The sequence below is a fragment of the Bacillus sp. FDAARGOS_1420 genome (genome assembly GCF_019344915.1).
GTDB lineage: Bacteria > Bacillota > Bacilli > Bacillales > Bacillaceae_G > Bacillus_A > Bacillus_A mycoides.
In genome coordinates this window covers 753,356-778,981 of record NZ_JAHWJB010000002.1, presented here as the reverse complement: position 1 = coordinate 778,981, position 25,626 = coordinate 753,356, and the positions used below count along the sequence as shown (strand labels likewise).

At 36.5% G+C, this 25,626-nt stretch carries 15 protein-coding genes, 2 other RNA genes and 1 riboswitch; of the genes, 4 read left to right on the top strand and 13 right to left on the bottom strand.

What is annotated here, in order from left to right; all coding sequences use genetic code 11:
* Positions 1-2: 2 nt before the first annotated feature.
* Entirely contained in the window at positions 3-908 is a 906-nt protein-coding gene (locus I6L50_RS14275) for a DMT family transporter (protein WP_219301844.1), read from the top strand.
* Between the two features lie 2 nt (positions 909-910).
* Here the strand turns inward: I6L50_RS14275 and I6L50_RS14270 are convergent, their stop codons facing one another.
* Complete coding sequence (locus I6L50_RS14270; RefSeq protein ID WP_001195212.1) at positions 911-1,171, bottom strand: DUF6123 family protein; 261 nt, start codon at positions 1,169-1,171, stop codon at positions 911-913.
* A gap of 182 nt (positions 1,172-1,353) precedes the next feature.
* Between I6L50_RS14270 and I6L50_RS14265 the strand changes: the two genes are divergently transcribed.
* Positions 1,354-1,914: a cysteine hydrolase family protein gene (locus I6L50_RS14265; protein ID WP_219301843.1), complete on the top strand. Its 561-nt coding sequence runs from the start codon at positions 1,354-1,356 to the stop codon at positions 1,912-1,914.
* 45 nt (positions 1,915-1,959) lie between these two features.
* Here I6L50_RS14265 and I6L50_RS14260 read toward each other — a convergent pair whose 3' ends face one another.
* Entirely contained in the window at positions 1,960-2,820 is an 861-nt protein-coding gene (locus tag I6L50_RS14260; RefSeq protein ID WP_219301842.1) for a GNAT family N-acetyltransferase, read from the bottom strand.
* A gap of 122 nt (positions 2,821-2,942) precedes the next feature.
* On the opposite strand from I6L50_RS14260, the gene I6L50_RS14255 reads away from it, so the two are divergent.
* A complete protein-coding gene (locus I6L50_RS14255; protein WP_219301841.1) occupies positions 2,943-17,975 on the top strand; it encodes a DUF7507 domain-containing protein in 15,033 nt (5,010 codons plus the stop codon).
* A 68-nt stretch (positions 17,976-18,043) separates the two neighbouring features.
* Here I6L50_RS14255 and I6L50_RS14250 read toward each other — a convergent pair whose 3' ends face one another.
* The 6 genes from I6L50_RS14250 to I6L50_RS14225 all read right to left on the bottom strand — a co-directional run bounded on the left by I6L50_RS14250 (position 18,044) and on the right by I6L50_RS14225 (position 22,904).
* Positions 18,044-18,184 carry an FbpB family small basic protein gene (locus tag I6L50_RS14250; protein WP_001228051.1) on the bottom strand — a complete coding sequence of 47 codons (141 nt, stop codon included), beginning with the start codon at positions 18,182-18,184 and terminating at the stop codon, positions 18,044-18,046.
* Positions 18,185-18,520: 336 nt separating this feature from the next.
* Positions 18,521-19,387, bottom strand: coding sequence for a 5'-3' exonuclease (locus I6L50_RS14245; protein WP_113937083.1), 867 nt, complete (start codon positions 19,385-19,387; stop codon positions 18,521-18,523).
* Positions 19,388-19,519: 132 nt separating this feature from the next.
* The gene (locus tag I6L50_RS14240) at positions 19,520-20,245 is read right to left on the bottom strand and encodes a P-type ATPase actuator domain-containing protein (RefSeq protein ID WP_113937082.1); all 726 of its coding nucleotides are present in this window, start codon (positions 20,243-20,245) and stop codon (positions 19,520-19,522) included.
* Between the two features lie 354 nt (positions 20,246-20,599).
* A riboswitch (M-box (ykoK) riboswitch) is annotated at positions 20,600-20,765 on the bottom strand.
* A 205-nt stretch (positions 20,766-20,970) separates the two neighbouring features.
* Positions 20,971-21,357: a DUF350 domain-containing protein gene (locus I6L50_RS14235; protein ID WP_219301840.1), complete on the bottom strand. Its 387-nt coding sequence runs from the start codon at positions 21,355-21,357 to the stop codon at positions 20,971-20,973.
* A complete protein-coding gene (locus I6L50_RS14230; protein ID WP_219301839.1) occupies positions 21,354-22,589 on the bottom strand; it encodes a glutathionylspermidine synthase family protein in 1,236 nt (411 codons plus the stop codon). The genes I6L50_RS14235 and I6L50_RS14230 overlap by 4 nt, the downstream gene beginning before the upstream one ends.
* 3 nt (positions 22,590-22,592) lie before the next feature.
* On the bottom strand, positions 22,593-22,904 hold the full coding sequence (locus I6L50_RS14225; RefSeq protein ID WP_113937080.1) for a hypothetical protein: 312 nt from the start codon (positions 22,902-22,904) through the stop codon (positions 22,593-22,595).
* Between the two features lie 83 nt (positions 22,905-22,987).
* Here I6L50_RS14225 and I6L50_RS14220 point away from each other — a divergent pair, with 83 nt between their 5' ends.
* Positions 22,988-23,437, top strand: coding sequence for a hypothetical protein (locus I6L50_RS14220; RefSeq protein ID WP_113937079.1), 450 nt, complete (start codon positions 22,988-22,990; stop codon positions 23,435-23,437).
* A 55-nt stretch (positions 23,438-23,492) separates the two neighbouring features.
* Here I6L50_RS14220 and ssrS (I6L50_RS14215) read toward each other — a convergent pair.
* The 5 genes from ssrS (I6L50_RS14215) to I6L50_RS14195 form a co-directional block, all read right to left on the bottom strand.
* Positions 23,493-23,676, bottom strand: a non-coding RNA gene (gene ssrS / locus I6L50_RS14215) — 6S RNA.
* Between the two features lie 21 nt (positions 23,677-23,697).
* Positions 23,698-23,880, bottom strand: a non-coding RNA gene (gene ssrS / locus I6L50_RS14210) — 6S RNA.
* A 116-nt stretch (positions 23,881-23,996) separates the two neighbouring features.
* On the bottom strand, positions 23,997-24,830 hold the full coding sequence (locus I6L50_RS14205; protein ID WP_219301838.1) for a sulfurtransferase: 834 nt from the start codon (positions 24,828-24,830) through the stop codon (positions 23,997-23,999).
* A 2-nt stretch (positions 24,831-24,832) separates the two neighbouring features.
* A complete protein-coding gene (locus I6L50_RS14200; RefSeq protein WP_113937077.1) occupies positions 24,833-25,105 on the bottom strand; it encodes a YpbS family protein in 273 nt (90 codons plus the stop codon).
* Positions 25,106-25,126: 21 nt separating this feature from the next.
* On the bottom strand, positions 25,127-25,594 hold the full coding sequence (locus tag I6L50_RS14195) for a GNAT family N-acetyltransferase (RefSeq protein WP_002030843.1): 468 nt from the start codon (positions 25,592-25,594) through the stop codon (positions 25,127-25,129).
* Between the last annotated feature and the right edge of the window lie 32 nt (positions 25,595-25,626).

The window sequence follows — 25,626 nt, the reverse complement described above, 5'->3', positions numbered from 1 at the left end:
GTGTGAAAAAAGAGTGGATTGCTCCTCTTGCTTTATTATTTGTCTCTTTTATTTGGGGAGCTACGTTTGTTGTCGTTCAAAATGCTATGTCTTTTGTCGGACCCTTTACTTTCAATGGCATTCGCTTTTTATTCGCTGGAATTATTTTATTATTCGTTCAAATGATTTTCTCACAAAAAACTTCAAAACAAGATATAAAACAGAGTAGTCTCGCTGGATTGATTGTTGGATTCTTTTTATGTGTTGGCTATTTATTACAAACATTCGGCTTACTTTATACAACCTCTTCAAAAGCTGGTTTCTTAACTGGACTTAGCATCGTTATGGTTCCAATCCTATCTTTTATCTTTTTAAAACAGCGGGCTACAATTTTCATCGTACTTGGTATTGCTGTAGCGACAGCAGGTTTATATTTATTAACTGCTGGTGATTCTTTTCAATTAAACATTGGAGATATACTCGTTCTCGGTTGCGCTGTCGCTTTCGCTGCCCATATTCTTGTTAACGGCTTCTTTTCTAAAAGAATCTCTCCTTTATTATTAAGCACATCTCAAGTATTAGCTGTTGGTATATTTTCTTCCATTTGCGCTTTTTTGTTTGAAGATTGGGAAAAGTTATTTTCAATATCACTATGGACGAATCATTCCTTTTTATTCGCTCTCTTTCTAACTTCCCTGTTTGCGACATCCATTGCTTTTTTCATTCAAACATCGGCACAAAAACATACTTCTCCAACAAGAGTAGCAATTATTTTCGCAATGGAGCCCGTTTTTGCTGCATTAACAGGCGTTCTAGTTGCAAATGAACAGCTTTCTATTTCTGCTATTATTGGATGTTTATGTATTTTCCTAGGCATGGTTTTTGTTGAACTACCTTCCAAAACGAAAAAAGAAGCGCGGGCTGCGTGAAGTTACGCTTGTAACTTCCGCATAAAAGCCTTAGCGCTTTTTTTATCTGTAATTTCTTCCTCTTTCAATCGTTCTAATAACGCAACAAAATAACTGCCATCAAACTGTAATTGATGTTTAATTGTCGCTTCTATTGCCGCGTTCACAATTCCATCAGATGCACCAGTATATCCTTGTCCGAACATGATAAACCCTTGTGCTTCCTCTGATAATTTAAATCCTTTCGTATGTAAGAATGAAAGATAATCTTCTACTGTTTGCATAATATTCCCACCTACTCAAAAATTCTCCACTTCCTATCATACATGTTTTTATACTCTATGAGAATGAAATTTATTTGACAACTTTGTAAATCTATCGTCTACTTCTTAGAAAAAAAAGGAGTTCCTTACAATATAAAAGAATATGTAAAGGGAAATTTATTTTATATTAAAGGGGATATCGAATGAAACAAGCACTATTAATTATCGATGCTCAGCAAGAATTAATTGATGGAAATGAACAAGAAAATGAAGTTTTCCGTAAAACCGAGCTATTAGCAACACTAAATACCGCTGTACAGCAAGCAATAGATTCAAATGCCCTTATTGTCTTCGTAAGAGATATCGATGTTGCTTCTGGTACAGGAGAAGGATTTGAAGTACATAATCAAATTAAAGCACCTCAGTCTGCAACCCTTATTAATAAAGCAGCAACAAATTCATTCTATGGCACTTCTTTACTTGAACTTTTAAAAGAAGAAAAAATCAATCATATTGTTATAGGTGGATGTAAAACAGAACATTGCATTGACACCGCAGTTAGGACAGCAACTGTACAAGGTTTTGATGTTACATTAATTAAAAATGGTCATTCCACAACTGATTCTGACGTATTGTCTGCAGAGCAAATTATTGGTCATCATAATAAAACTCTACACGGTCATTATAATGTTGATCATTTTTCTATGGTGAGAGATATCGAGGAAGATCTCTTTCAGCCAACTCACGACCAATATCGTGATTAGGTTTAACCACAAAAAAGAATCCTTTACTTTATAAGGATTCTTTTTTCATCCGAAAATTTGTGCTGCAATACTATATAATTCTCCATTTCTTTTCAAAAATCGATCTCTATTTTTCATCATAATTGGCGGTGTATTAACCTTTTGAAAACCGCTAATCTCTAACTCTTTCACGAAATCTTTCTTTCCTTCTGGTACATCCATTCTTAATTTCCCATTATGCCCTTTTGCTAAGTAATGTACAATTCTCATTGCCATCGCATCATTTTTAGCAACTACCGGTCCTATTATTTTATTTTCTGACGTTTGTAAACTCAAACCATATCCTAGTACATTTTGTTCTTTATCCTTCTCAACGATACACTGTTCACTTTGCATAATTCTTTTCTTTAAAAACGCTTTTCTATTTGTTCCAAACGCACGTTCATCTATTTGTATTATTTCTTCTAAATCACACTCTTCATAATTCATCATATACTCTTTATTTCCTACACATGTATAATTCGCATTGTACGAGTTACATATGTATTTAGAAACATAGCTAACAGCCCTGAATCCTAGTTTTTCATATAAAGGCTTCCCCTCATCCGTAGCAATAAGCATAATTGGAGTTTGAGTTGATACGCTTTTAACGCATGAATCCGTTATCGCCTTTCCAATCCCTCTCCCTTTATAATCTGGATGTACAATCACCATTCCGATAGACGCTAATGTCTCCCCGTATAATATAATTGCCGCGCTTGCAATAAGCTCTTCCCTCCCATTTACCACACCATATACAATACCTGAATTAAAAATCGTTTCAATTTCTTCTCTGTTATAATCCCAGCCAATATAAGAAGATAATGCTACAATATCCTCTGTTTTTTCTCTACTAAGACGCTCCACTCTAATTTCCAATTCAATCATTCTCCATCTCCTTATCTAGACATTTAAATCATTATTATCAAATCAACTTGTACATGTTTCCCTTTACCAGTCACACGCATATCCTATTTTGACCAAGACTATATTGTAAATGAGGTGACAACATGCCCATTACGAATCGATTTTCTACCACCACTAACGGCGCACTGGCTATTACAGGAAACACACTAGGTTTAAGTAAAATTAGCAATCTAAACCGTGCTGGTACAATCGGTGCAATTGGTGCATTCGTAACTACGAATACCGCTTTACAAGTAACTACTTTTCCTGCGGGTACAACGTTAAACTATACACAAAATAGTTCTACCGCTATTTTGAATATCCCTGCTGGCAGTACTATTCTTTACGCAGAACTCGTTTGGGGTGGAAACTATTTATCTCGGGATCAAAACATTACGAGCGTATTAGGAAACCCCGTTTCTTTTACAACACCTGTGTCAACATACTCAATTACCCCTTCGGCTGTTACAGCTTCAAATCAAACTTTCGTTTCTGGATCTGTCACATTTGGATTTTATACACGTTCAGCAGATGTAACGTCACTCGTTCAAGCTGCTGGATCTGGATCTTATACAACAGGTTCTGTTCCTGGACTTGTAGATCCTTTAGACGCTTCTAATGGAGCAATCAACTCTGCTGGATGGACGCTTATTGTCGCTTATCAAAACGGTTCCTTACCTGCAAGAAATTTAACAATTTACGTAGCTGGTAACCGTGTTTCTGTAGAAACCGGTAGTGCAGATGTATCTGTCTCAGGGTTTTTAACACCTGCCGGGGGACCTGTAAGCGGGAGATTATTAATAAGTTCTACTGAAGGGGATGCTGATTTAACTGGGGATCAAGCTTTATTTGGACCAAATTTCAGTTCATTAAATGCATTATCTGGGCCAAATAATGCTGTAAATAATTTCTTCGGTTCCCAAATTAATAATGCTGCTGGAAATTTAGATACAACTGGAACATTTGGCACGAGGAACCAGAGTGCCTCTACAGCTACAAATATCTCCGCCGGTCGGCAAGGTTGGGACATTACTTCTATTGATATTTCTCCTTATTTAACAAATTCCCAGGTCTCCGCCGCAATCCGTTTAACAACGAACGGTGACGCATATATGCTAAATACAGTTGGTTTACAAATTGATATTAATTCACCTAATATACAAGCAACAAAAAGCGTAAATAAAAGTGTTGCTACAATTGGCGATATTCTAACCTATACAGTTACTGTCCCTAACACCGGTCTTCTTCCTGCAAATAACGTTACTTTTACAGACATTCTCCCTAACGGCACTTCCTTTATACCTGGCAGCGTAACGATAGATAATGTACCACAAACAAACGCAAATCCTGCCGCTGGTATTTCTCTTGGAACAATTAATAACAACGCTTCTCGTACAGTGACCTTCCAAGCAACTGTCGTTTCTCTTCCAAATCAAAACCCTATCTCTAACACCGCTAACATTACGTTTCAATACACACCAATTGCTGGGGGAACAACTTTTAACGGTCTGGCAACGAGTAATGCTGCCGGCACACAAATTAACCTTGCAACTATTAATGGAACTAAATCAGTTAACAAACTTTTTGCCGATATTAGTGATACGTTAACTTATAGTATTTCCTTAGCTAATGCAGGAAATATCGCTGCTACAAATGTTATATATACGGATCCCATTCCAAACGGGACTACTTTTATTCCAGGTAGTGTAACTGTTAACGGCGTTATTCAAGCTGGAGCAAATCCTGCTAATGGTATATCCGTTGGGACTATTGCTGCAAATTCTACTACTACCATTTCATTTCAAGTATTCGTTCCTTCTATCCCCCAAACAAATCCAATATTAAATAGTGGTACAACAACATATCAATACAATCCTGTACCAAATCTGCCTGCAGTAAGTGGTACTAATACGACTAATACCGTCTCTACTCAAGTGAATAATGCTACGGTAACTATGGCAAAAACGGTGGATAAAAACTATGCGGATATTGGAGATACACTGACTTACACTGTTGCCTTTACGGGTACAGGTAATACGAATGCGAACAATGTTATTTTTACAGATGCCATTCCTACAGGAACAACTTTTGTCCTAAACAGTTTAACAATAGATGGCACGACACAGGTTGGTGCGAATCCCGCTAATGGTGTGAACATAGGTTCCATCCCAACTGGTACGACAAAAAACGTTTCATTTCAAGTAGTAGTAAACACAATACCTCCAGCAAATATCGTATCTAATGGATCAAGCGCTTCTTATCAGTATACTGTCAACCCTAGTCAATCACCCGTTACGAAAAACATCGCTTCTAACGTCGTTACCACTCAAATTAACAATGCGAATTTAACATTAACAAAATCGACAAATAAACAATTTGCTACAATTGGAGATACAATCAGTTATACAGTCCTTATTACAAACAGTGGAAATACTGCTGCAACGAACGTACAGCTAACCGATCCACTTCCAAATGGAACGATATTGACTCCAGGTACTGTAACGCTAAACGGCGTTTTGCAAAATGTAACTTCTCTTATTGCCTTACCTATCGGTACAATTCCTGGCGGAGCTACTTTCACCTTATCGTTCCAAGTAACAGTCATCAACATTACCTCCCAAAATCCTATCATTAATAATGCTTTCGCCTCTTATATTTACACTGTAAACCCAAGCCTGCCGCCAACTTCAAAAACAGCAAATTCTAATTCTGTTACCTCAACAATTAGACTAGCAAATCTACATGCTATAAAATCTGTGGATAAAACATTTGCGGAAGTTGGAGATGTATTAACTTACACCTTTGCTCTTACAAACGATGGAAATGTTGCGGCGAACAATGTATTACTATCCGATTCAATTGCAAATGGTACTTCCTTCGTACCGAACAGTGTTATAGTTAACGGTGTTACTCAGCCGGGCGCAACACCAGCTAGCATCAATATTGGTAGCATCAATGCTAATACTACAATTACAGCTTCATTCCAGGTATTAATAACTAGTATTCCAAACCCAAATCCTATTTCGAATAGTGCCTCCATTTCCTATAACTTTATTGTTGATCCAAACGCTTCACCTGTAAGTAAGAACACTACTTCAACCACTACATTTACTCAAGTAAACGATGCAAATGTCATTTCAGCCAAAACAGTGGATCGAGCGTTCGCTACCGTAGGGGATATATTAACTTATACCGTTATTTTAACGAATGCAGGAAGTGTTTCTGCTGATAGTCCTACTTTCGTAGATACGAATCCAGACGGTACTACCTTTATCCCAAACACTTTCCTTATTAATGGTGTGCTCCAAAATAACGCAGATCCAAATATAGGTGTTCCGTTACCTTCCATTCCTGCTAACGGCTCACTTACCGTCTCTTATCAAGTAACTGTCACCTCTTTACCAGCACAAAATCCAACAATAAATTCATCTAGTACACAGTATAGCTTTATTCTAAATCCTGGCGATCCACCAATTATAGAAACATCTTTAAGTAACACTGTAAGTACACAAATTAATTTAGCAAATGTAATTATTGTCAAACAAGTAGATTTAACTATTGCTGATGTTGGGCAACCAATCACATATACAATTTCCTTAGCTAACCTTGGCAATACTACAGCAAACAATGTTATTGTTACCGATATAATCCCTCCCGGCACCACTATCGTACCAAATAGTATTTTTATAGGTGGCGCTTTACAGCTAGGTGCAGACCCAAGTACCGGCCTTCAAGTCGGCTCCATTCCTGCTGGTGGTTTTACAACGATTGTTTTTCAAATAAGTGCAAATGGGCTACCTTCACCAAATCCAATTCAAAATAGCGCTTCACTTCAATATAGCTTTATCGCTGATCCGAGTTTACCTGCTGTTGTTAGAAACGCTGCTAGCAATATAGTAACTACACAAATTAATACTGCTAATATTGTTGCTACAAAACTAACGAGCACAAATTTCGCTGATGTTGGTGATGTCATATTATATGCGACTATTTTAACAAATAACGGGAATATCCCAGCTTCTAATGTAACGTTTACAGATATCATTCCAGCGGGTACCCTGTTCATTCCTAATACTGTAACGATTAACAATGTCCCTATAGCAAATGCAAATCCTGCTAACGGTATTTTGATCGGTACGATCGGGGCGAATTCATCACGTACCGTTTCATTCCAGGTTTTTGTACCAAATATCCCTGCTGTAAATCCGATTACAAATCAATCAGGCACAACATTCCAATATACGTACGATCCATCCAAACCAGCTGTAATGCAGATGGTGGCTTCTAACACGGTACAAACAACAATTAATAACGCTACGATTACCGCTGTAAAATCTGCAGATAAACAGTTCGCTAACGTAAATGATATTATTACGTACACGACTACTTTAACGAATAGTGGGAACACTCTTGCATCAAACGTGATTTTTACAGATGTAATTCCAAACGGGACATCGTTTATTCCTAATAGTGTAACAGTAAATGGGAATATACTTCCTAATGTAAATCCAGCGAATGGGATAGCAATTGATCCAATAAATCCGAATGCAAATACGATAATTTCGTTCCAAGTACAAGTAAATTCCATCCCGAATCCGAACCCAATCCCTAATCAAAGTAATATAGCATACCAATATGTCGTAAATCCTAACTTACCTCCAGCATCCGCCAATGCGTTAAGTAACGTAATAACAACTCAAATTAATAACGCTACGATCGTCGCTACTAAATCAGTGAATACACCGACAGCTGCAATTGGAGATATCGTTACCTATACGATTGCAGTTACAAACACTGGAAATATCCCTGCTAGTGCAAATGTTTTAACGGATGGGCTTGGCGCAGGAGCTTCATTTATCCAAAACTCCGTAACTATCAATAATGTTCCACAACCAGGATTAGATCCATCACTTGGTATTCACTTAGCAGATATTCCACCAGGTAATACTGTATTTATTGCTTTTCAAGCACAAATTTTAGCGATACCGCCTAGTGGCACATTAACAAATAACGCCCTTGTAAATTATGAATATACAGTGAATCCAAACCAATCACCTGCTGTTGGTAGTACAATTACAAACACAACGGTTACTCCAATTATTGATGCTACTCTATCTATAAATAAAACTGTCAATTCAACATTCGCTACTATTGGAGATACACTTACTTTCACTTCTACCATTACTAACTCCGGTAACACTACCGCAAACAATGTTATTTTTACAGATTTAATTCCAGATGGTACAACGTTTATTCTAAATAGTTTTACAGTAAATGGAACAACCATTCCTAATGCAAATCCACAAAATGGTATCAATATCGGTAACATAAATTCAAATGCATCAGTTATACTCAGCTTTCAAGTAAACATTACAACGATTCCAAATCCTAATCCAATCCCTAATAAATCATCGCTTCAATATAGTTTTATTGTAGATATTAATGAACCACCTGTTTCACGAACAGTTAAATCCAATAAAACTTTTACACAAGTAAATACTGCTTCCGTTATCGCAACAAAAACTGCGAGCAGTGCATTTGCTGCTGTTGGCGATACAATTACGTATACAACTACTCTCACTAATAACGGAAATACAACTGCAAACACACCTGTTTTTATCGATATATTACCACTTGAACTTTCATTCGTCCCTGATAGCGTACAAATTAATACCATCCCACAACTCGGATTTAGGCCAGATAGCGGGGTTCCTTTAGACCCAATTCCAGTTGGAGGAACGACAACCATTACCTTCCAAGCCATTGTCGGTTCAATACCAGCTTCAAACCCTACGATGAACCAATCTAGTACAACATACTCTATCATTGTTGACCCTACCGAGCCGCCTGTTACAGAAACGGCTACTAGTAATCCGGTCTTAGTTCAAATAAATGAAGCAATTATTCAAGCAACGAAAAGTGTGGATCGTCTATTTTCTGACGTAGCACCTGGAAATTCATTTTTAACGTATACTGTTTTATTAGAAAATATAGGGAACACGACTGCTACTCATATCATTTTTACAGATCCGATTCCAAATAATACAGTATTTATAGAAGATAGCGTTCGAGTAGGTGGGGTTTTATTACCTGGAGTAAATCCAGCGAATGGGATACCAATTGGGGATATTATTGCAGGAGATTTTATAAACGTCACCTTCCACGTGCAAGTAGTTAGTATTCCAAATCCAATTTTCACAATTGGGCCTGGGGGACCAAACTCACCGGTTGTAAACGGTGCTTCTATTAATTATCAATTTATGACAGGACCTAATTTACCACTCGTTTCACGAAGTACAACATCCAATTCTGTTTCGACACAAATAAATTCCGGAGAAATTATAGCGGTTAAATCCGCGGATAAAAATTTCGCAACGATCGGCGATACAATTTCTTATACAATTACATTAAATAACCCTGGAAATGTCACTTCACAAAATATAATTTTCACGGATATTTTGCCTAATGGAACGACATTTATATCTGGCACTCTTATAAATGATTCTGGTACGCAGCAAATTGGCAATCCGGCAAACGGGATTCAGATTGGAAATATAAATCCAGGTGGTACGGCTACTATTACGATAAATGTCCTTGTGACAAACATTCCAAGTATAAATCCAATCTCTAATTCTAGTTCTGTACAATTTCAGCATATTGTCGATCCAAGTCAACCCGCTATAACACAAACCGTTTCATCTAATACCGTGACTACGACAATAAATAGTGCAATATTAACTACAACAAAAAGTGCTGATAAATCTATAGTTTCTGTCGGAGATACAATTACGTATACAACGACTATTACGAATACTGGTAATACACCCGCAACTAATATAACATTTACAAGTGCTATTCCAGCTAGCACTACATTTATACCAAATTCAGTCACAATAAATGGAGTTCAACAGCCTGGTGCGCAACCAGCACTTGGAGTAAATATACCCAATATCGCTCCTGGCCAAACAGTAACTGTTACTTTCCAAGTAAATGTTATTTCTATTCCACCTTCAAGTTCGATTATGGGTAACGATACAATTTTATATTCTTATACTGTCGATCCAAACGGTGCTCCTGCTACTACTTCTACTTCAACGAATATTGTTACAACCCCTGTATTAGATGCTATGATAACGATGGTAAAATCGGTCGATCAAACGCTTGTAACACTAGGTGATACCATTACCTATACGACAATTTTAACGAATAAAGGTAATACAAATGCAACTAATATTACTTTCATTGACCTTATACCAGATGGCACAACATTTATTACTGATAGTGTTACAATAAATGGCATCACACAAATTGGTCTTAACCCTAATACAGGTATAACGATTGGATCAATTGCTCCTAACAGCTCAATATCTATAGCATTTCAAGTTACCGCTACTACCACCCCTGTTCAAAATCCCATTGCCAACTCCGCTACTGCTTCTTACACATTTATCGCTGATCCAAATGCACCTATTGTTTCAAGAACTGCTACTTCCAACACAGTGTTCACTACAATTAATACAGCTACCATTCTTTCATCGAAACAAGTTGATAAAGCATTTAGCAGCATCGGAGACACACTCACTTATACTGTCGCTTTAACAAACAACGGAAATTCCTCCGCACAAAATGTTATTTTCACAGATACAATGCCGAGCGGAACTACATTTATCACAAACACATTTTCTATCAATGGAATTCCTCAAAGCGGTGCGAATCCAACGAATGGTGTAAATATTGGTCCTATAACAGCTGGGGCTACAGTAAATGTTTCATTCCAAGTAAACGTGACCTCATTACCAACCGCAAATCCAATTGTAAATTTCTCATCGACATCGTATCAATTAGTCTCACCACCTGATGCAGAAACTTCAATTAGTAATCCTGTTTCAACGCAAATTAGAGAAGCTATATTATCCATGACGAAAAATGAAAGTGTATCCTTTGCAGATATCGGGCAAACTGCCTTTTATACTACTTCTATTATCAATGTAGGCAATACCGATGCAACTAACATTGTATTCACAGACGTATTACCAAGTGGACTCACATTTGTTCCTAGCACATTAACTGTCGATGGCATTTTACAACCTAATGCGGATCCAAATACAGGTGTATTACTTGCAGCACTTCCACCAAATGAAATATATAGTATCGTCTTTCAAGTTACAGTGAACAGCATTCCACCTATTAATCCAGCACCGAATACAGCATCAACGACATATGAGTTTACTGTTGATCCAGGTAATCCGCCGGTATCGAATACAGCTAGCTCCAACACTACACTTCTTCAAATAAACAACGCACATATTATTAGTACAAAAACAGCAAATCTTACTTTTGCGGATGTTGGTAATACAATAACATTTACACTTAACCTTCCTAATACAGGGAATGTGGCTGCAACTGATGTAACTATTATCGATATTCTTGATAGCAATTTAAGTTTCATTCCAAACAGTTTCACAGTTAATGGGCAAACCATTCCAAACGCTGATTTGTCTACTGGTGTAAACATAGGTTCAATTAATGGGGGTAATACGGCAATCGTTACATTCCAAGCAACTGTTACTACACTTCCAACACTTAATCCAATTTCTAATTTTGCTTCTACCACATATCATTATGTCGTTGATCCTAGCCAGTCACCTATTACAACTTCCAATCAATCGAATACAACGACAACCCAAATTAATAGCGCTATCCTTACTGCACAAAAAAATTCAAATGCGGAAACGGTAGATATCGGGCAGGATATCGTCTACTCCGTTACAATTACAAATAGCGGAAATGTTAGTGCAACGAATGTTATTTTTACCGACCTTATTCCAGCCGGAACTTCCTTTGAACCGAATAGTTTTACACTTAACGGAATTAGCATCCCAAATGCAAATATAATTACAGGTGTTCCAATTGGTGATATCGCGCCAAACCAATCTGTCATCATAGCATTTCATATTAATGCCAATGAAATTCCGCCTATAAATCCAATTTCCAACCAAGCTAGTGTGAGCTTCCAACATATCGTTAATCCAGCAAATCCTCCAGTTTCAAAAAATATTACTTCTAACAACGTTATAACAAAAATTGAAAGTGCTATTTTAAACACTATTAAAATAGGAGATAAAGCTTTTGCAACTATCGGTGATACGATTACGTATACAACTACTATTACGAACACAGGAAATATTCCTGCTAACAACGTTATTTTTTCAGATCCTTTACCAACATGGACACAATTTGTTGCGGGATCAGTTGTTGTTGATGGCACTCCATTACCATCCGCTTCTATTATTAGCGGTGTTGGCATAAATACAATAACTCCAAATCAAATCGTAACAATCATATTCCAAGTTCAAATTGTAAGCAATCCAACAACGTTCACACCTGAACTCCAAAACTTAGGATTTGTTAACTTCCAATATAACGTAGGCAATTCATTACAAGCCCAGCCTGGTAATGTGGAAACGAACGTCTTCGTTACTTCTATTAATTCAGCGATACTTTCAGCTGTAAAAACTGCTAATACAGCCTTTGCAAATATCGGAGACACAATCACTTATACAGTTTTGATTCAAAACAGCGGCAATACAAACGCTACGAATTTAAATTTCTCAGATCTTATTCCAGCTGGAACGACCTTTGTTGAAAATAGTTTCTCTGTAAATGGAAGTATCATTCCAGGGGCAGATCCAAATAACGGGGTTAATATCGGAACCGTTAGTACGAACAGTTCCTTAACTGTTACTTTCCAAGTCATGGTTGCATCTACTCCACCTTCAAACCCAATTACAAACGTTGCATCTATTCAATTCACATTCATTGTTGACCCGGCAGCTCCTCCTGTTACAAGCACAATAAATTCTAATGGCGCTTCAACACAAATTAATAACGCTACCGTTACTACTGTTTTAGAAGCAAATCGATCAATCGTATCCATCGGAGATATAATTACGTATACAGCAACATTAACAAATACCGGAAATTTCCCTGCAAATTCTGTATTGCTCATAAACGGAGTTCCTGTAGGTGCAGTATTCGTTCCAAATAGCGTTACGTTAAATGGAATGTCACTTCCAAATGCAAGTCCAACTCTCGGTATTCCAGTTGGTATTATCGCACCAGGTGATTTTGCTACTATTACGTTCCAATTTCTTGCAAGCTCTATTCCACCGCAAGGGGCGATTATAAATCAAGCCATTACAAGTTACACGTATATTGTCGATCCAAGTCAACCTCCAGTTACAGCAACATCCTCATCTAATACGGTTAATACAGCTGTCGTTGATGCATCGTTATCCGTAATTAAAAATACAGATTCTCTCGTACAATCTACTAACGGTACAATCACTTACACAGTAGTCGTTCAAAATAACGGAAATACAACTGCAAATACAGTTAATTTAACAGATTTGGTCCCAGAAGGAACTGCATTTATTCCTAATAGCGTGACCATTAATAGCGTTTCCGTTCCAGGTGCCGATCCAAACGTAGGGATACCATTAAACGCCATCGCGCCGTCAGAAATCGTGACCGTCACATTCCAAGTTATCGTTCAATCCATTCCAAGCGTGAATCCAATTTCTAATACAGCCCGTATTGACTATACTTTTATCGCCGATCCAACCTCTCCTATCATCTCTCGTACAATTACTTCTAATCCAGCATCCACACAAATTTCAGATGCGACTATCATTTCTTTAAAAGCAGTCAATGCACAACAAGCAACAACTAGCGATATTTTGACCTACACGATAACATTAGAAAATAACGGAAATATCTCAGCAACTAATCTCTCATTTTTAGATTCTACTCCAAATGGGACTACATTCGTAGAAAATAGTTTTACACTTAACGGAACAGCTATACCTGGTGCCAATCCAAACGTAGGTGTTACTTTGCCTAACCTTGCAGCAAACGCTACTCACCTTATTTCGTTTCAAATTCTTATTAATAATTCATTCTCGCAAGATTCTATTACAAATCAATCCAATACAACATATACAATTCAACCAGATCCAAGCCAGCCGCCTATTACTGAAACATCTACAAGTAATATTGTCATTACAAATTTTGTGCAAGCACAATTGACAATTACAAAAACGTCCAATCCAATAACTGTAGATATTGGCGGAACTATACTTTATATTTCTGAAGTGAAAAATATCGGCAATGTTGACGCAATAAATATTATTTTTACAGATTCTATTCCAGCTGGGACTACATTCGTTCCCGATAGTGTCACAATTAACGGTGTCCTGCAGCCAGGTGTAAATCCAGAAAACGGAATACCGATTGGAACGATTCCAGCAAATAGTTCAAAAACGATACTATTTCAAGTGCAAACAAACAATCCACCTACTGAAACCGAAATTGTAAATCAATCTTCTGCAAATTACCAATATGTAAGTATTCCTACAGCTCCACCGGTGAATCGCTCTGCAAATTCTAACATTGTTACAACATCACTTCAAAATGCAAATATTATTTCTGTTAAAAGCGCGGATGTAACTTTCGTATCAATTGGGCAAATTATTACCTACACAAATACACTACAAAATATAGGAACCATTCCAGCTAACAATACCGTGTTTATTGATAACATTCCAGAAGGTACTATATTCATTGAAGATAGCTTATCAATAAATACTGTGATTCAGCCTGGCGCGAATCCTGAAAACGGAGTAACTCTCAGCACGATACAACCAAATGAAACAGTCACTATTTCATTCCAAGTACAACTTACAAATATACCGTCCGGCAATACAGTCATTAATATTTCAGACACTTCGTACGAATACCAAATTGACCCTAGCTCTCCGATTATTCAGCGTAGATCGTTATCAAATGCAGTAAACACGGAAGTGCGGACGGCAAATATTAGTGCAATTAAATCCGCCAATAGATCCATTACACGCATCGGTCAAATTATCACATATACAGTCGCCGTTACAAACGCTGGTACAGTACCTATTACAAATACTCTCCTAATTGACGCAATTGCAGCTGGCACCACATTCGTTCCAAATAGCATCCTTGTAGATGGCATACCAAGACCTAACGAAAATCCAATTACCGGAATCACCCTTGATATTATCCTTCCAAATAATACGATTATTGTTACGTTCCAAGTAAATGTAGTCTCTATACCTTCTCAAAATAACATTAATAATATCGCTGTCATTCACTATGAATATCAACCGGATCCAAGCTCACCACCAATTTCAGAAACGACCTCTTCCAATAGTACAAATATACAATTTATTGACGCTATTCTTATCGCTACAAAATCCGCTAATAAAGTATTAGCTAATATTGATGAAATCATTGAATATACAGTATTAATCCAAAATAACGGATCCACTACAACTAACTCCATCTTTTTTACAGATACTATAGAAGATGGAACAGTATTTATTCCGGGAAGTGTAATAGTTAACAATACTGTACTTCCTGCAGCAGATCCGAATATCGGCTTTTCCATTGCTAATATCGCGTCAGGTCAATCGACAACAATAACATTCCAAGTTTCCGTTACGAATTTACCTGCTGTAAATCCAGCACCTAATACTGCAAACATCGTCTACGACTTTATTTTCAATCCTGACTTTGCACCAATTCAAAAATCTACTACTTCCAATACTACTTTCGTTCAAATTAATGACGCTGATATCGTTTCACTGAAAACTGTTGATTTAACTTCTGTAACGATTGGTGACATTTTAACTTATACAACAACTTTAACGAATACAGGGAATACAGATGCTACTGCTGTTGTATTTACAGACAATATTCCTGATGGAACAACCTTTATAGACGGTAGCGTTTTAGTAAATAACATTCCGCAGCTTAACGCCAATCCAAGTACCGGTATACTTGTAGGAACGATTGCTCCTGACATTTCTATCCCAGTCACATTTTCTGTTACCGTCGTAGCTCTTCCAGCTAGCGGCCATGTTCAAAATCAATCAGCTTCCCGCTATACAATAAACGGGGAAGAACAAATATCGACTAGTAATATTACCTTCACTGAAGTTATTTCTGCTAATGTAATTGCGACAAAAACAACGCCAATCCAATACGCTGACCTACAAACTATTATCCCTTATACAATTTCCATCATAAATAACGGAAATATACAAGTGGAAAACATTATCGTTACAGATATCATCCCAGCAAATACGAGCTTTATAGAGAATAGTGTTATTGTAAATGGCAACGCTCGGCCAAATGACAATCCACTTAGCGGTATACCAATTGATAACATTCCGCCTAATACGACAGCAACTATTCTATTCCAAGTCCGGGTTATTTCGATTCCGCAAACAAATCCAATCTCTAACACGAGTGCAATTGAATATGAATACACAGTACCAGATCAACAACCTATTACCGAAACTATTATTTCATCAGCTGCTGTAACAGAAATTAATCATGCGAATTTGACTAGTAATAAAGCTGTTGACCTTGCATTTGCAACGGTTGGTGATACGTTAACGTATACAATTACATTAAATCAAACTGGTAATGTTGCAGCAAATGATGTAATCATTCAAGATATTATTCCTCAAGGTACTACGTTTATAGAAAATAGCGTCATTGTCAACGGAGAAACTCTTCCGGGAGTTAATCCAGTAAGCGGCATACCAATTGGCACTATAATTGTAGGTGGAAATACTATCGCTTCATTCCAAGTAACTGTAACTTCTATTCCAACACCAAATGAGCTCAACAACAAAGCAATTACTACTTTTAACTATATAGTCAATCCAAATAACTTACCTGTTACAAATACGACTACAACAAATACTGTCACAACAACTGTCCAAAATGATAATGTCGTTGCCATAAAATCTGTTAATGCCACGAATGCATTACCTAGTCAAACTTTAACGTATACAATTACAATTACTAATAGTGGCAATGTAACGATTGAAGATCTTTTCGTTGTAGACACCGTACCAGTAGATACAACCTTCGTTACTAGCAGTGTTACGATTAACGGAATCAATCAACCGAATGCGAATCCTGAAAACGGTATTACATTAGGAAACCTTGCTCCTAATGAATCTGCTATCATTACGTTCCAAGTAACAATATCTTCTTCGACTCTTCAGCCTACAATTAATAACAATGCTTCTGTTTCCTATACTGTTATCCTTGATCCGAATGAACCACCTATTACAATTACAAAGCAAACAAATACCGTTACAACAACACTCATTGATCCAATGGTGCGCATTGAGAAAACCGCTGACAAATCTATTGTCGTTATAGGAGATATTATTACATTCACATTAGAGGTATTTAATAATTCCCCAATTCCTACAGTAAGTACTTCCGTTTTAGATATGATTCCATCTGGTACAACATTTATAGAAAACAGCGTAACAATTAACGGTACTTCGGTTCCAAATATTCGTCCAGACACTGGCATTAATATCGGCGCTTTACCTGCAGATGGAGTAGCAACTATAACATTTAAAGTTCTCGTAACTTCTATTCCTTTAAACAGTGCGATTATCAATTCTGCAACCGTTACAGCTGCTTTCCAATTGACACCACAGGATCCAATTATTATTTTCATTGTTAATTCGAATATTGTTCGTATACCAGTTCAATTTATAACGGCAGCAGTGATAAAAAATGCTTCCGTCAGCTCTGCTTATTTAAACCAATATTTTGATTATACAGTGCGTATTACGAATACTTCCGAGATTTCACTTTCAAATATTTCATTACAAGACACCATTCCAGCAGGTTTACAATTTATGAACGGTACGGTCTTCATTAATGGGGAACGCTCTCCACTAGCGAATCCGAATATCGGTTTCCTAGTCGCTACTACTTTGGAACCGAACGAAACAATTATCGTGTTATTCACAGTACAAGTGATAAGTCCACCTATTAATAATGAATTTAAAAACACGGCAAACGTTTCTTTACAACTTCAAGTCTCTCCTACCGATCCACCAATCACAGTAACCATTACAAGTAACGAAAACATCGTCACCTTTATTCCAGAAAATCCAGATGAAACACTTCCAAATTTAAATTGTTTCTTTGACGGTGAACGTTTCATACGCATTACTCCTCGAAATATACGAAATTACTTTTGGACTTGGATTTGGTGGCGTTAATCAAAAAAGAAAAAGCTTGTAGTTCGGATAATATCCAAACTACAAGCTTTTTTTCATAAACAAAATTATCAATTGCTAGCAGCACTATATGCTACATGTCGTTTCTCAATCCGTTCTTCAATTTCTTTCATATTCTCTTTATTAGTTAGTAGGGATTGTTTATTTTCTATTAATAATTGTTTAAAGGATTTTCTCACTTTTTTTCGCATGTTTATTTTCCTCCTTGGGGGATGGTTTATATAAAAGATAACTTGAAACTTTAATCAATGAGAGGATTTACCCTCACTAATTATTAGCCTACATCAATCGGGCTTTTACAGGGAGTTACTCTTCCATCATCACTCTTTATTCAGCTATAATACTGAGATAGAAGTCCTATCTCCCGTTAATGCGGGATAAGGATTTATCTGTGTGTCCTTATAATAGTTGATTGTTGTGAATTCCATTTGAACTTCATATGAAAATTCCGTTTATTTTCTGACAACTTTGTGAACAAAAAAAGAAAGGTTAATCAAAAATATATTTGATCAACCTTTCCATGCTCTTTAAAGCATATTAATTAATATTTCAGGTCTTCCCCAATTCATTTCGTTACAAACAAAGCGTAGTTTTTCTTCGTCCATTGTGTGTAACCCTTCTTCTAACGAGCATGAAATTGGAACTTCACAATGAATTTGCGCTAATTGTAAAGAGATATTTAAATTCTCTAAATCACTTTCAATTTTTGTGCGCTGCGCTTTCGTTAATGATGCTATATTTTCTAGCACTGCCGATACTGTCCCGTATTCTTGAATAAGCTTATACGCTGTTTTTTCACCAATACCTTTTACACCCGGATAATTATCACTTGTATCTCCCATGAAAGCTTTCGCATGAACAATTTGCCAAGGTTCTACACCTTTATCTTCCATGATTTTTTCCGGTGTGTAATACTCGTAATTTCCAATTCCTTTACGAAGAAGCATAACTGTAACATTCGTATCAACAAGTTGAAGTAAATCTGTATCACCTGTCAAAATATAAACTTCCGCTTCATTGCAATATTGTTTTGCAAGCGTACCGATACAATCATCCGCTTCATAACCTTTCATACCGATTACAGGCATAGATAATTTCGCAGTCATTTCTTGCACTAAATCAAATTGCGGAATTAATTCTTCCGGCGGTGCTGCACGATTTGCTTTATAATTCGAGAAAGATTCCGTTCTAAATGTCGTACTTCCCATATCCCAGCACGTTACAATGTGCGTTGGTTCGATTGCTTGTGTTGCTGTTAATAAATGCTTCATATAACCATGAATCCCATTCGTCGGGGTACCATCTTGTCGTTTCATAAATTGTCCATATACACTTGTTGCGTAAAAAGCACGAAATAATAGTGCCATACCATCAACTAATAATACTTTTTTCATAATTCCTCTCCTACTAACAAAAAATAATAACCTCACGTTATCACGTAAGGTTATATATAGATTACCATTCTACGTTTTTGTTCAACTTTGTCTATTATACATTGTTTTTGTATATTTAGCATCATTAACACATTAAGACATTCTACCACAGCAAGTATGAAGTATTCCTGAATACGTATTTTTACCTGTCGAAACAACTACAGCCTTTGCATTTCCGTCAACAATATACGTACCTTTGAAACATACATTTTCAAGTTCAAGTGGATTATAGTCTTTCATCCGTTTTAATGGAATAAATCGTTTACGTTCAAGATGATAGCAACTTTCAAATTTCTCAATACTAGCATCATTTCCTGTCAGCATAGATTCATTTACTAATAAATCATTTGCATAAATAATACGTACATCTGCCGGCACTGTATCGCCCTCTGAAAGAAAAATCATATCTCCAGGTACAAGCTCTTGTATTGGTAATTTCATCATTTTCAGTTCACTGTTTAGCCCTGTTACGCTAGAGGCTTCTACTCTAGAAACAGTAACTGTTTCACATTGTAATTCATCACCCATATTTTGTTTTGAAAGACCTGGGATCATTCCACTTAGCTTCATCATTACTTCCGCAATACGCGCTCTTTTTGAAGTTAATTCATTTCGACCGTATACTTGAATACGCTTTTGTGCCTCTTTCATAGATAGTCCGTCTCTTGTTGTTTTAAAATACGCAAATACAGATTTTACATCTCTTGTTGCGATTTCAATTAATAAATCTTTATTTTTTTGAAGCATTGTTTGTTCTTTCATTGCTTTTTTACTTAATTTATACGAAGTGTTACCCACACTTTTATTTACATATAACATATTATCGTCTCCTCCTTTACAACATAGGAAGAAACGCTTTGTTTCTCAATTTATCCACTTCACCGTGAAAGTGTCTAGCGCTTAAATACTCGAATAAACGCTACATTACGATAAATATAGAGGGAGGAACAAGTCGTTTCCTGCCTACATCATATATTTTTGATTTGAAGTATATGGGTAACGGAACCGAGTCAGAATTTGACATGCTCCTCACCTCCTCTTTAATTTTTTAGTTATAATCTATACTATGAAATTACTCATAGCTTGCTAACAAAAAAGACCCTTACTCATAAGAGAGCAAAGGTCATTGCATACACAAATAAGCGATTCCTAATATAATACAATTAGAAATCTACGGACCTCTCCCTCGCCGAGTTTTAGCACTGTATAGCATAGGTTCATTACCAGCTACGTTAAGAAAAACCTTAATTCGATCATTCCTGTTGACCCATTGGCGTCTCTCGACATTTTTGGGCAGTAGCATTTCTCTATACAGGAGCCTCACCTAACAGAGACTTATTATAATTACATAGAAAATGTTACTCTTATTTAAAATAGATGTCAACACTTTGTATGGAAACTTTTCCTTTTATTACAACAACTATCTCGAGTTTAGTACACTAATACGTATTCTGCTCAGCGTTCGGCTACATAAATTAATTGAACACATATTGCAAGAAATTAGCACATGAAAAATAAAACCCTTACGTTAAAATGTAAGGGTTTTAATATGTTATACAACCAGCAATTACAATTCCGATGGAAAGTGATAAAAACATAAGGAAAAGACCAACTGCTTGATTATCTTCTTCAAGGCTTTTATTAATATTAAAACGTGGTGTAAGCCATTCCGCTAAATAAAAGACAATAATTTGAGCTAATATCCCAACAGCCCCCCATGAAACCATATCAAGAATTGAAATAGAATTAGCAGCCGTTGAATATAAAACGATAGCAAGGCCAAGTAGTCTTCCTCCAAGTACATAGCTTACCGCTTTATTTCCTTGAGCCATTAACTTAAATTCCTTAACTTTCGTTGTCACTTCCATAAGAAAAAGACCGATACATAAAAGTGCAAGTGATACTGCTAAATATAGTAAAAAATTAATCATTTATTTTCCTCCTTCTTAATACCTACCGGTAAATAATACGATTCATTTCCCGTAATTTTTTCTCCAGCACGTATACCGATGCTACTCGCTTTTCCAGCAATTAAAAACGCCCCAAACACGTACGAAAGCTTCTCAATTCCTTTTTCAGTTTCCAAAAATACAACTGGAAGATCTGTATATTTCTGAAATATAGGAAGTGATGATTTATACGTTTCATGTGCATTTCGAATCATAACATTCGTATCCTTATCACGAATCGTAATCGTGCCACCTTCTCTACCGAACGAAGGTTTTTGAACGAAAGGACTTTTCCCAAAAAATAAATCTGGCTCTAAATATGTAGGAAGCATATATTCTTTAATCCACTTTTGTTCCTCACTTGTGTAAAAAGCACCTTCTTCTGCTAATCCCCAAATAAGACATTGAATTGATTTTGGCTGAAGTAAAAAGGCCGACAAAGGATTTATAATACAAAGCTTTCCTTCTTTTACAAGTTGCAAGAGTTCCATTCCCACCAAATCCCCAGTTTCGGGATCTTGATCTTCAATCAAGTCTTCAATTGGATATGTTTGGCGATATAAAATATCAATTGGTACACCATCTCTATCTACTAAAGCATCGGCTGTAATTCTAAGTTCTGTCATTGGCATTACTTTATTCTCAACATGACATAGCCCACTCAAATACATAGTCGTATTCCAATCTTCTATATGTTCATGATGAGCTGTGAAAACAACATTTGGATCTTCCATTCCTTTTGCAAACTCCATTACGGCTTTTGTAATACCAGAAGAAAGTAAGCGCTCTTGATTTGCATTTGGATTATCATATCCTAATTCTTCACAAACTTTTCCATTCATTTGAAAGCATTCCACAATAAAAGTCGGAGTGTCACTATTAAACTCAAGCATTTTAATACGATTATCATCTGTTAAAGCAAAATCAAATCGTGAAATAACAGATTCAGGATACATTCTTTTCAGTCTAATAAAAGGCAAGCTTGCAGTTGGAAAACCGAGTTCAAGAAGCTGTTCATTAGATAAATTCCGAAGAATTCTAGCAGTCTTAAAAAATATTTTCCCCATTCTTTCAGTTGCTACTTGTAATTGTTTCATCGTTTGCTCTGTTATCGGGAAAACATGAAACAAACTATATTCACATTCATATAAATCCGACCAGAAATGAGGATAATTCGAATAAAATTCTTTTCGTTCCTTTATGTATTGCGACATATTTTAACCTCCAAATCCACCTTTTGAACCGCTTCCAATTCCACCTTTAAATTCGGCCGAAGATTGATAAGTTTTAAACTCTGATGAATTTTTGAAGGCGGATTTATTTTGATAGTATGTACCACCATAAAAGTAATGTCCACGATAACCTGAACTACTATCATCACACTGCCAAACACCAAGCTCATCATCCCAATCCCAATCAGAACAACTATTATCATTCGGTTCAGGGGGAATATCTTGCGCGCAGCCAAATAAAGTGCCCGTCATTAAAGATGTTAGGACACCACCTACTAGCCATTTCGTTTTTGTCACCTTTGCACTCCCCTTTTAAAATTATATTTCTATTATATAAGATACCATGATAAAGTAGAAGAAAAAGGAAGGAGAGGGATAAAATGAGATTGGAATATCGGCTCAATGATGAAACTAACGGGTATCCGGCTTTATGGAACTACACAAATATTTCTAATTCTGAAATTGTCGCGCGCATGACTTGTGAATATTTTACAAAAGATAGAAATACATATGTCGTTACTGCAACTTCAGTAGATCCAGACGGGACAGCAGTGTTATATATACAAAAAGAAGTTTTTTTCAACGACCCTTCAGATCCTACATACTCGCACATAGGTTTTGAAATTAGGGAACTAAAGGAAACAAGCTCAATTATGATAGAAAGTAAAGATGTTTGGAATTACGAGGATATCTTACCCTCTCTCCATTCAGATATTATATATATTCAACAGGATAGAATACATTTGGAATTCACCCTAGATTCAAGAGAAATTGATGAAGACCGCAAGTGCTATATTTATTATGGGAACTTTACAGGTAAATCGAGATAACATGAGCATATATATTCAACAAAAAAACCTTACGTATAAAACGTAAGGTTTTTTATATAGTCCCACATATGCCGTTATCTATAGATGTCCATAAACCTGCTCTCACAGGTGGATGTTCTCACAAATGTTTGTAACTTCCTTCTTAAAAAGATGGCCTGCTATCTACATTTAAATATTGAACTTCCATATTATACTTATTGGTTTAAGACATACACAAGCTACGTACACCGTAGGAATTTTATATACTATTAGTTGAAATAAGACCCCCGCAAGTGCCGTCTCTCGTAAATGTCCAAAAACCCGCTACTCGCAGGTGGATGCCCTCACAGTTACCGTATATCTTCCTCCACAAGGAAGGCTTGATAATGGTCACTAAATATTGAGCTTCCGTAAAACTAACATCGGTTTTAGACATAAATAAGTTACGCACACCGCAGGATGTATTATTTACTTGTCGTTATATTATCACATTGTTTCCAATGTGTAAAATATAATATTTTTGAAGCAATCTCTTGCTTGTGACCTTATTTTAATACAAATTATTTTTGCATGCAAGTGATTAATCTTCTTCTTTTGCAATTTGATTTTCTGGATAAGAAATCCAATCACTCCAGCTACCTGTATACAACTTAACATTTTGAAAACCAGCTAATGTTAATGCAACTATGTTCGGACACGCTGTAACACCAGAACCACAATATACGATTGTTTCCTTCTCTTTATCAAGATTTTGGAAACGCCCTTGCTGTTCCTCTTCGTTTTTAAAGTGTCCCGATTCTAAAATCCCATCTTTCCAAAAATAGTTTACTGCCGTCGGAATATGCCCTGCCTTCGAATCAACGAGCTCTTCCGCACCAGCATAACGTTTTGGTTCCCTAGAATCAATTAATGTCATATTTGCACCTGCACGAATTTTCCCTCTCACATCTTCCATCGCTACAAGCATATTTTCTTGTATTTCCGGTATAAAAGGTTTTCGTGCAATAACTGGGATATTCGGCGTTGTGTGTAATCCATTCTCTTTCCAAGCTGGAAATCCACCGTCTAATATATACACTTTCTCATGTCCTACATAGTTTAATAACCACCATAAACGAGAAGCCATTGCACCAGCTTGACTGTCATACGCAACCACTGTCGTATGTTCATCAATCCCGGCCTGTGAAAGCTTGTCTGCAAACTCCTCAATATTTGGCAACGGATGGCGGCCACCATGTTCTGCTACAGGACTTGATAAATCTAAATTTAAATCAAAATATAACGCATGAGGAATATGTTCTTCCTCATACTTCTCTCTACCCCAATTAGGATTCGCTAAATCAAATCGACAATCGATTATACGGACATTCTCATCTTCTATATGCTCACGTAACCATTCGACTGTAACAACCATCTTTAACGACCTTCTTTCTCTTGCAAACGACCTACATACTCCATAACCATATCTTTCGTAACAAGTTTACGCTGCAGTGCAACGCCATTTTTTGCAAGTTCATTAATTTGCTTTGTTACAACATTAATGACATCAACCGAAAATTCTTTCCCATTTGACGCAAGAGATACGGCTGCTTCAATAGCTGCTTCACGCTGCGCATCTAATTGTAAACATGCTTTTACACTTTCATTTTGTTTACGAGAATGTGCTGTAATTGCTTTATGTACTTCCATCTTCTCTTCCCCCTAAATAAGTTATACGTTCTTATTCAATTCCATTGCAAGCCGGATCATATCACGACATACAATCCCATTTTCAATAATCTCTTCTTCATAATGCTTTGAAAAGTAATCAAAATCAATAGAAAAAATACGAAATCCACATTTTTGATATAAAGCAAGTTGTGAAACACTAGAATTGCCTGTACCAACTTCAAGTTTTGACATACCATATCCTTTAGCAGTTTCTATGGCATGACTTAATAGCTTCTTTCCAATCCCTTTTCCTTGCAAATGCTCTACAACCGCAACGTTCATAATTTCCATCGTCTTCGGCCTTGTTTCCAAAAGAACATATACACCGATAACACTCTCCTCTTGCTTAGCTACATATGTTAAGCCTCTTTGTGCATATGCATCAATTTGCTGCTCACTTGGATCAGCAAGCAATAATAAAGGTTTCGGTATAGCTTCTTTCGAAATATACTCTATTACTACGCCCATAAAAAATTCCCCTTTCTCTATTGTTCTAAACC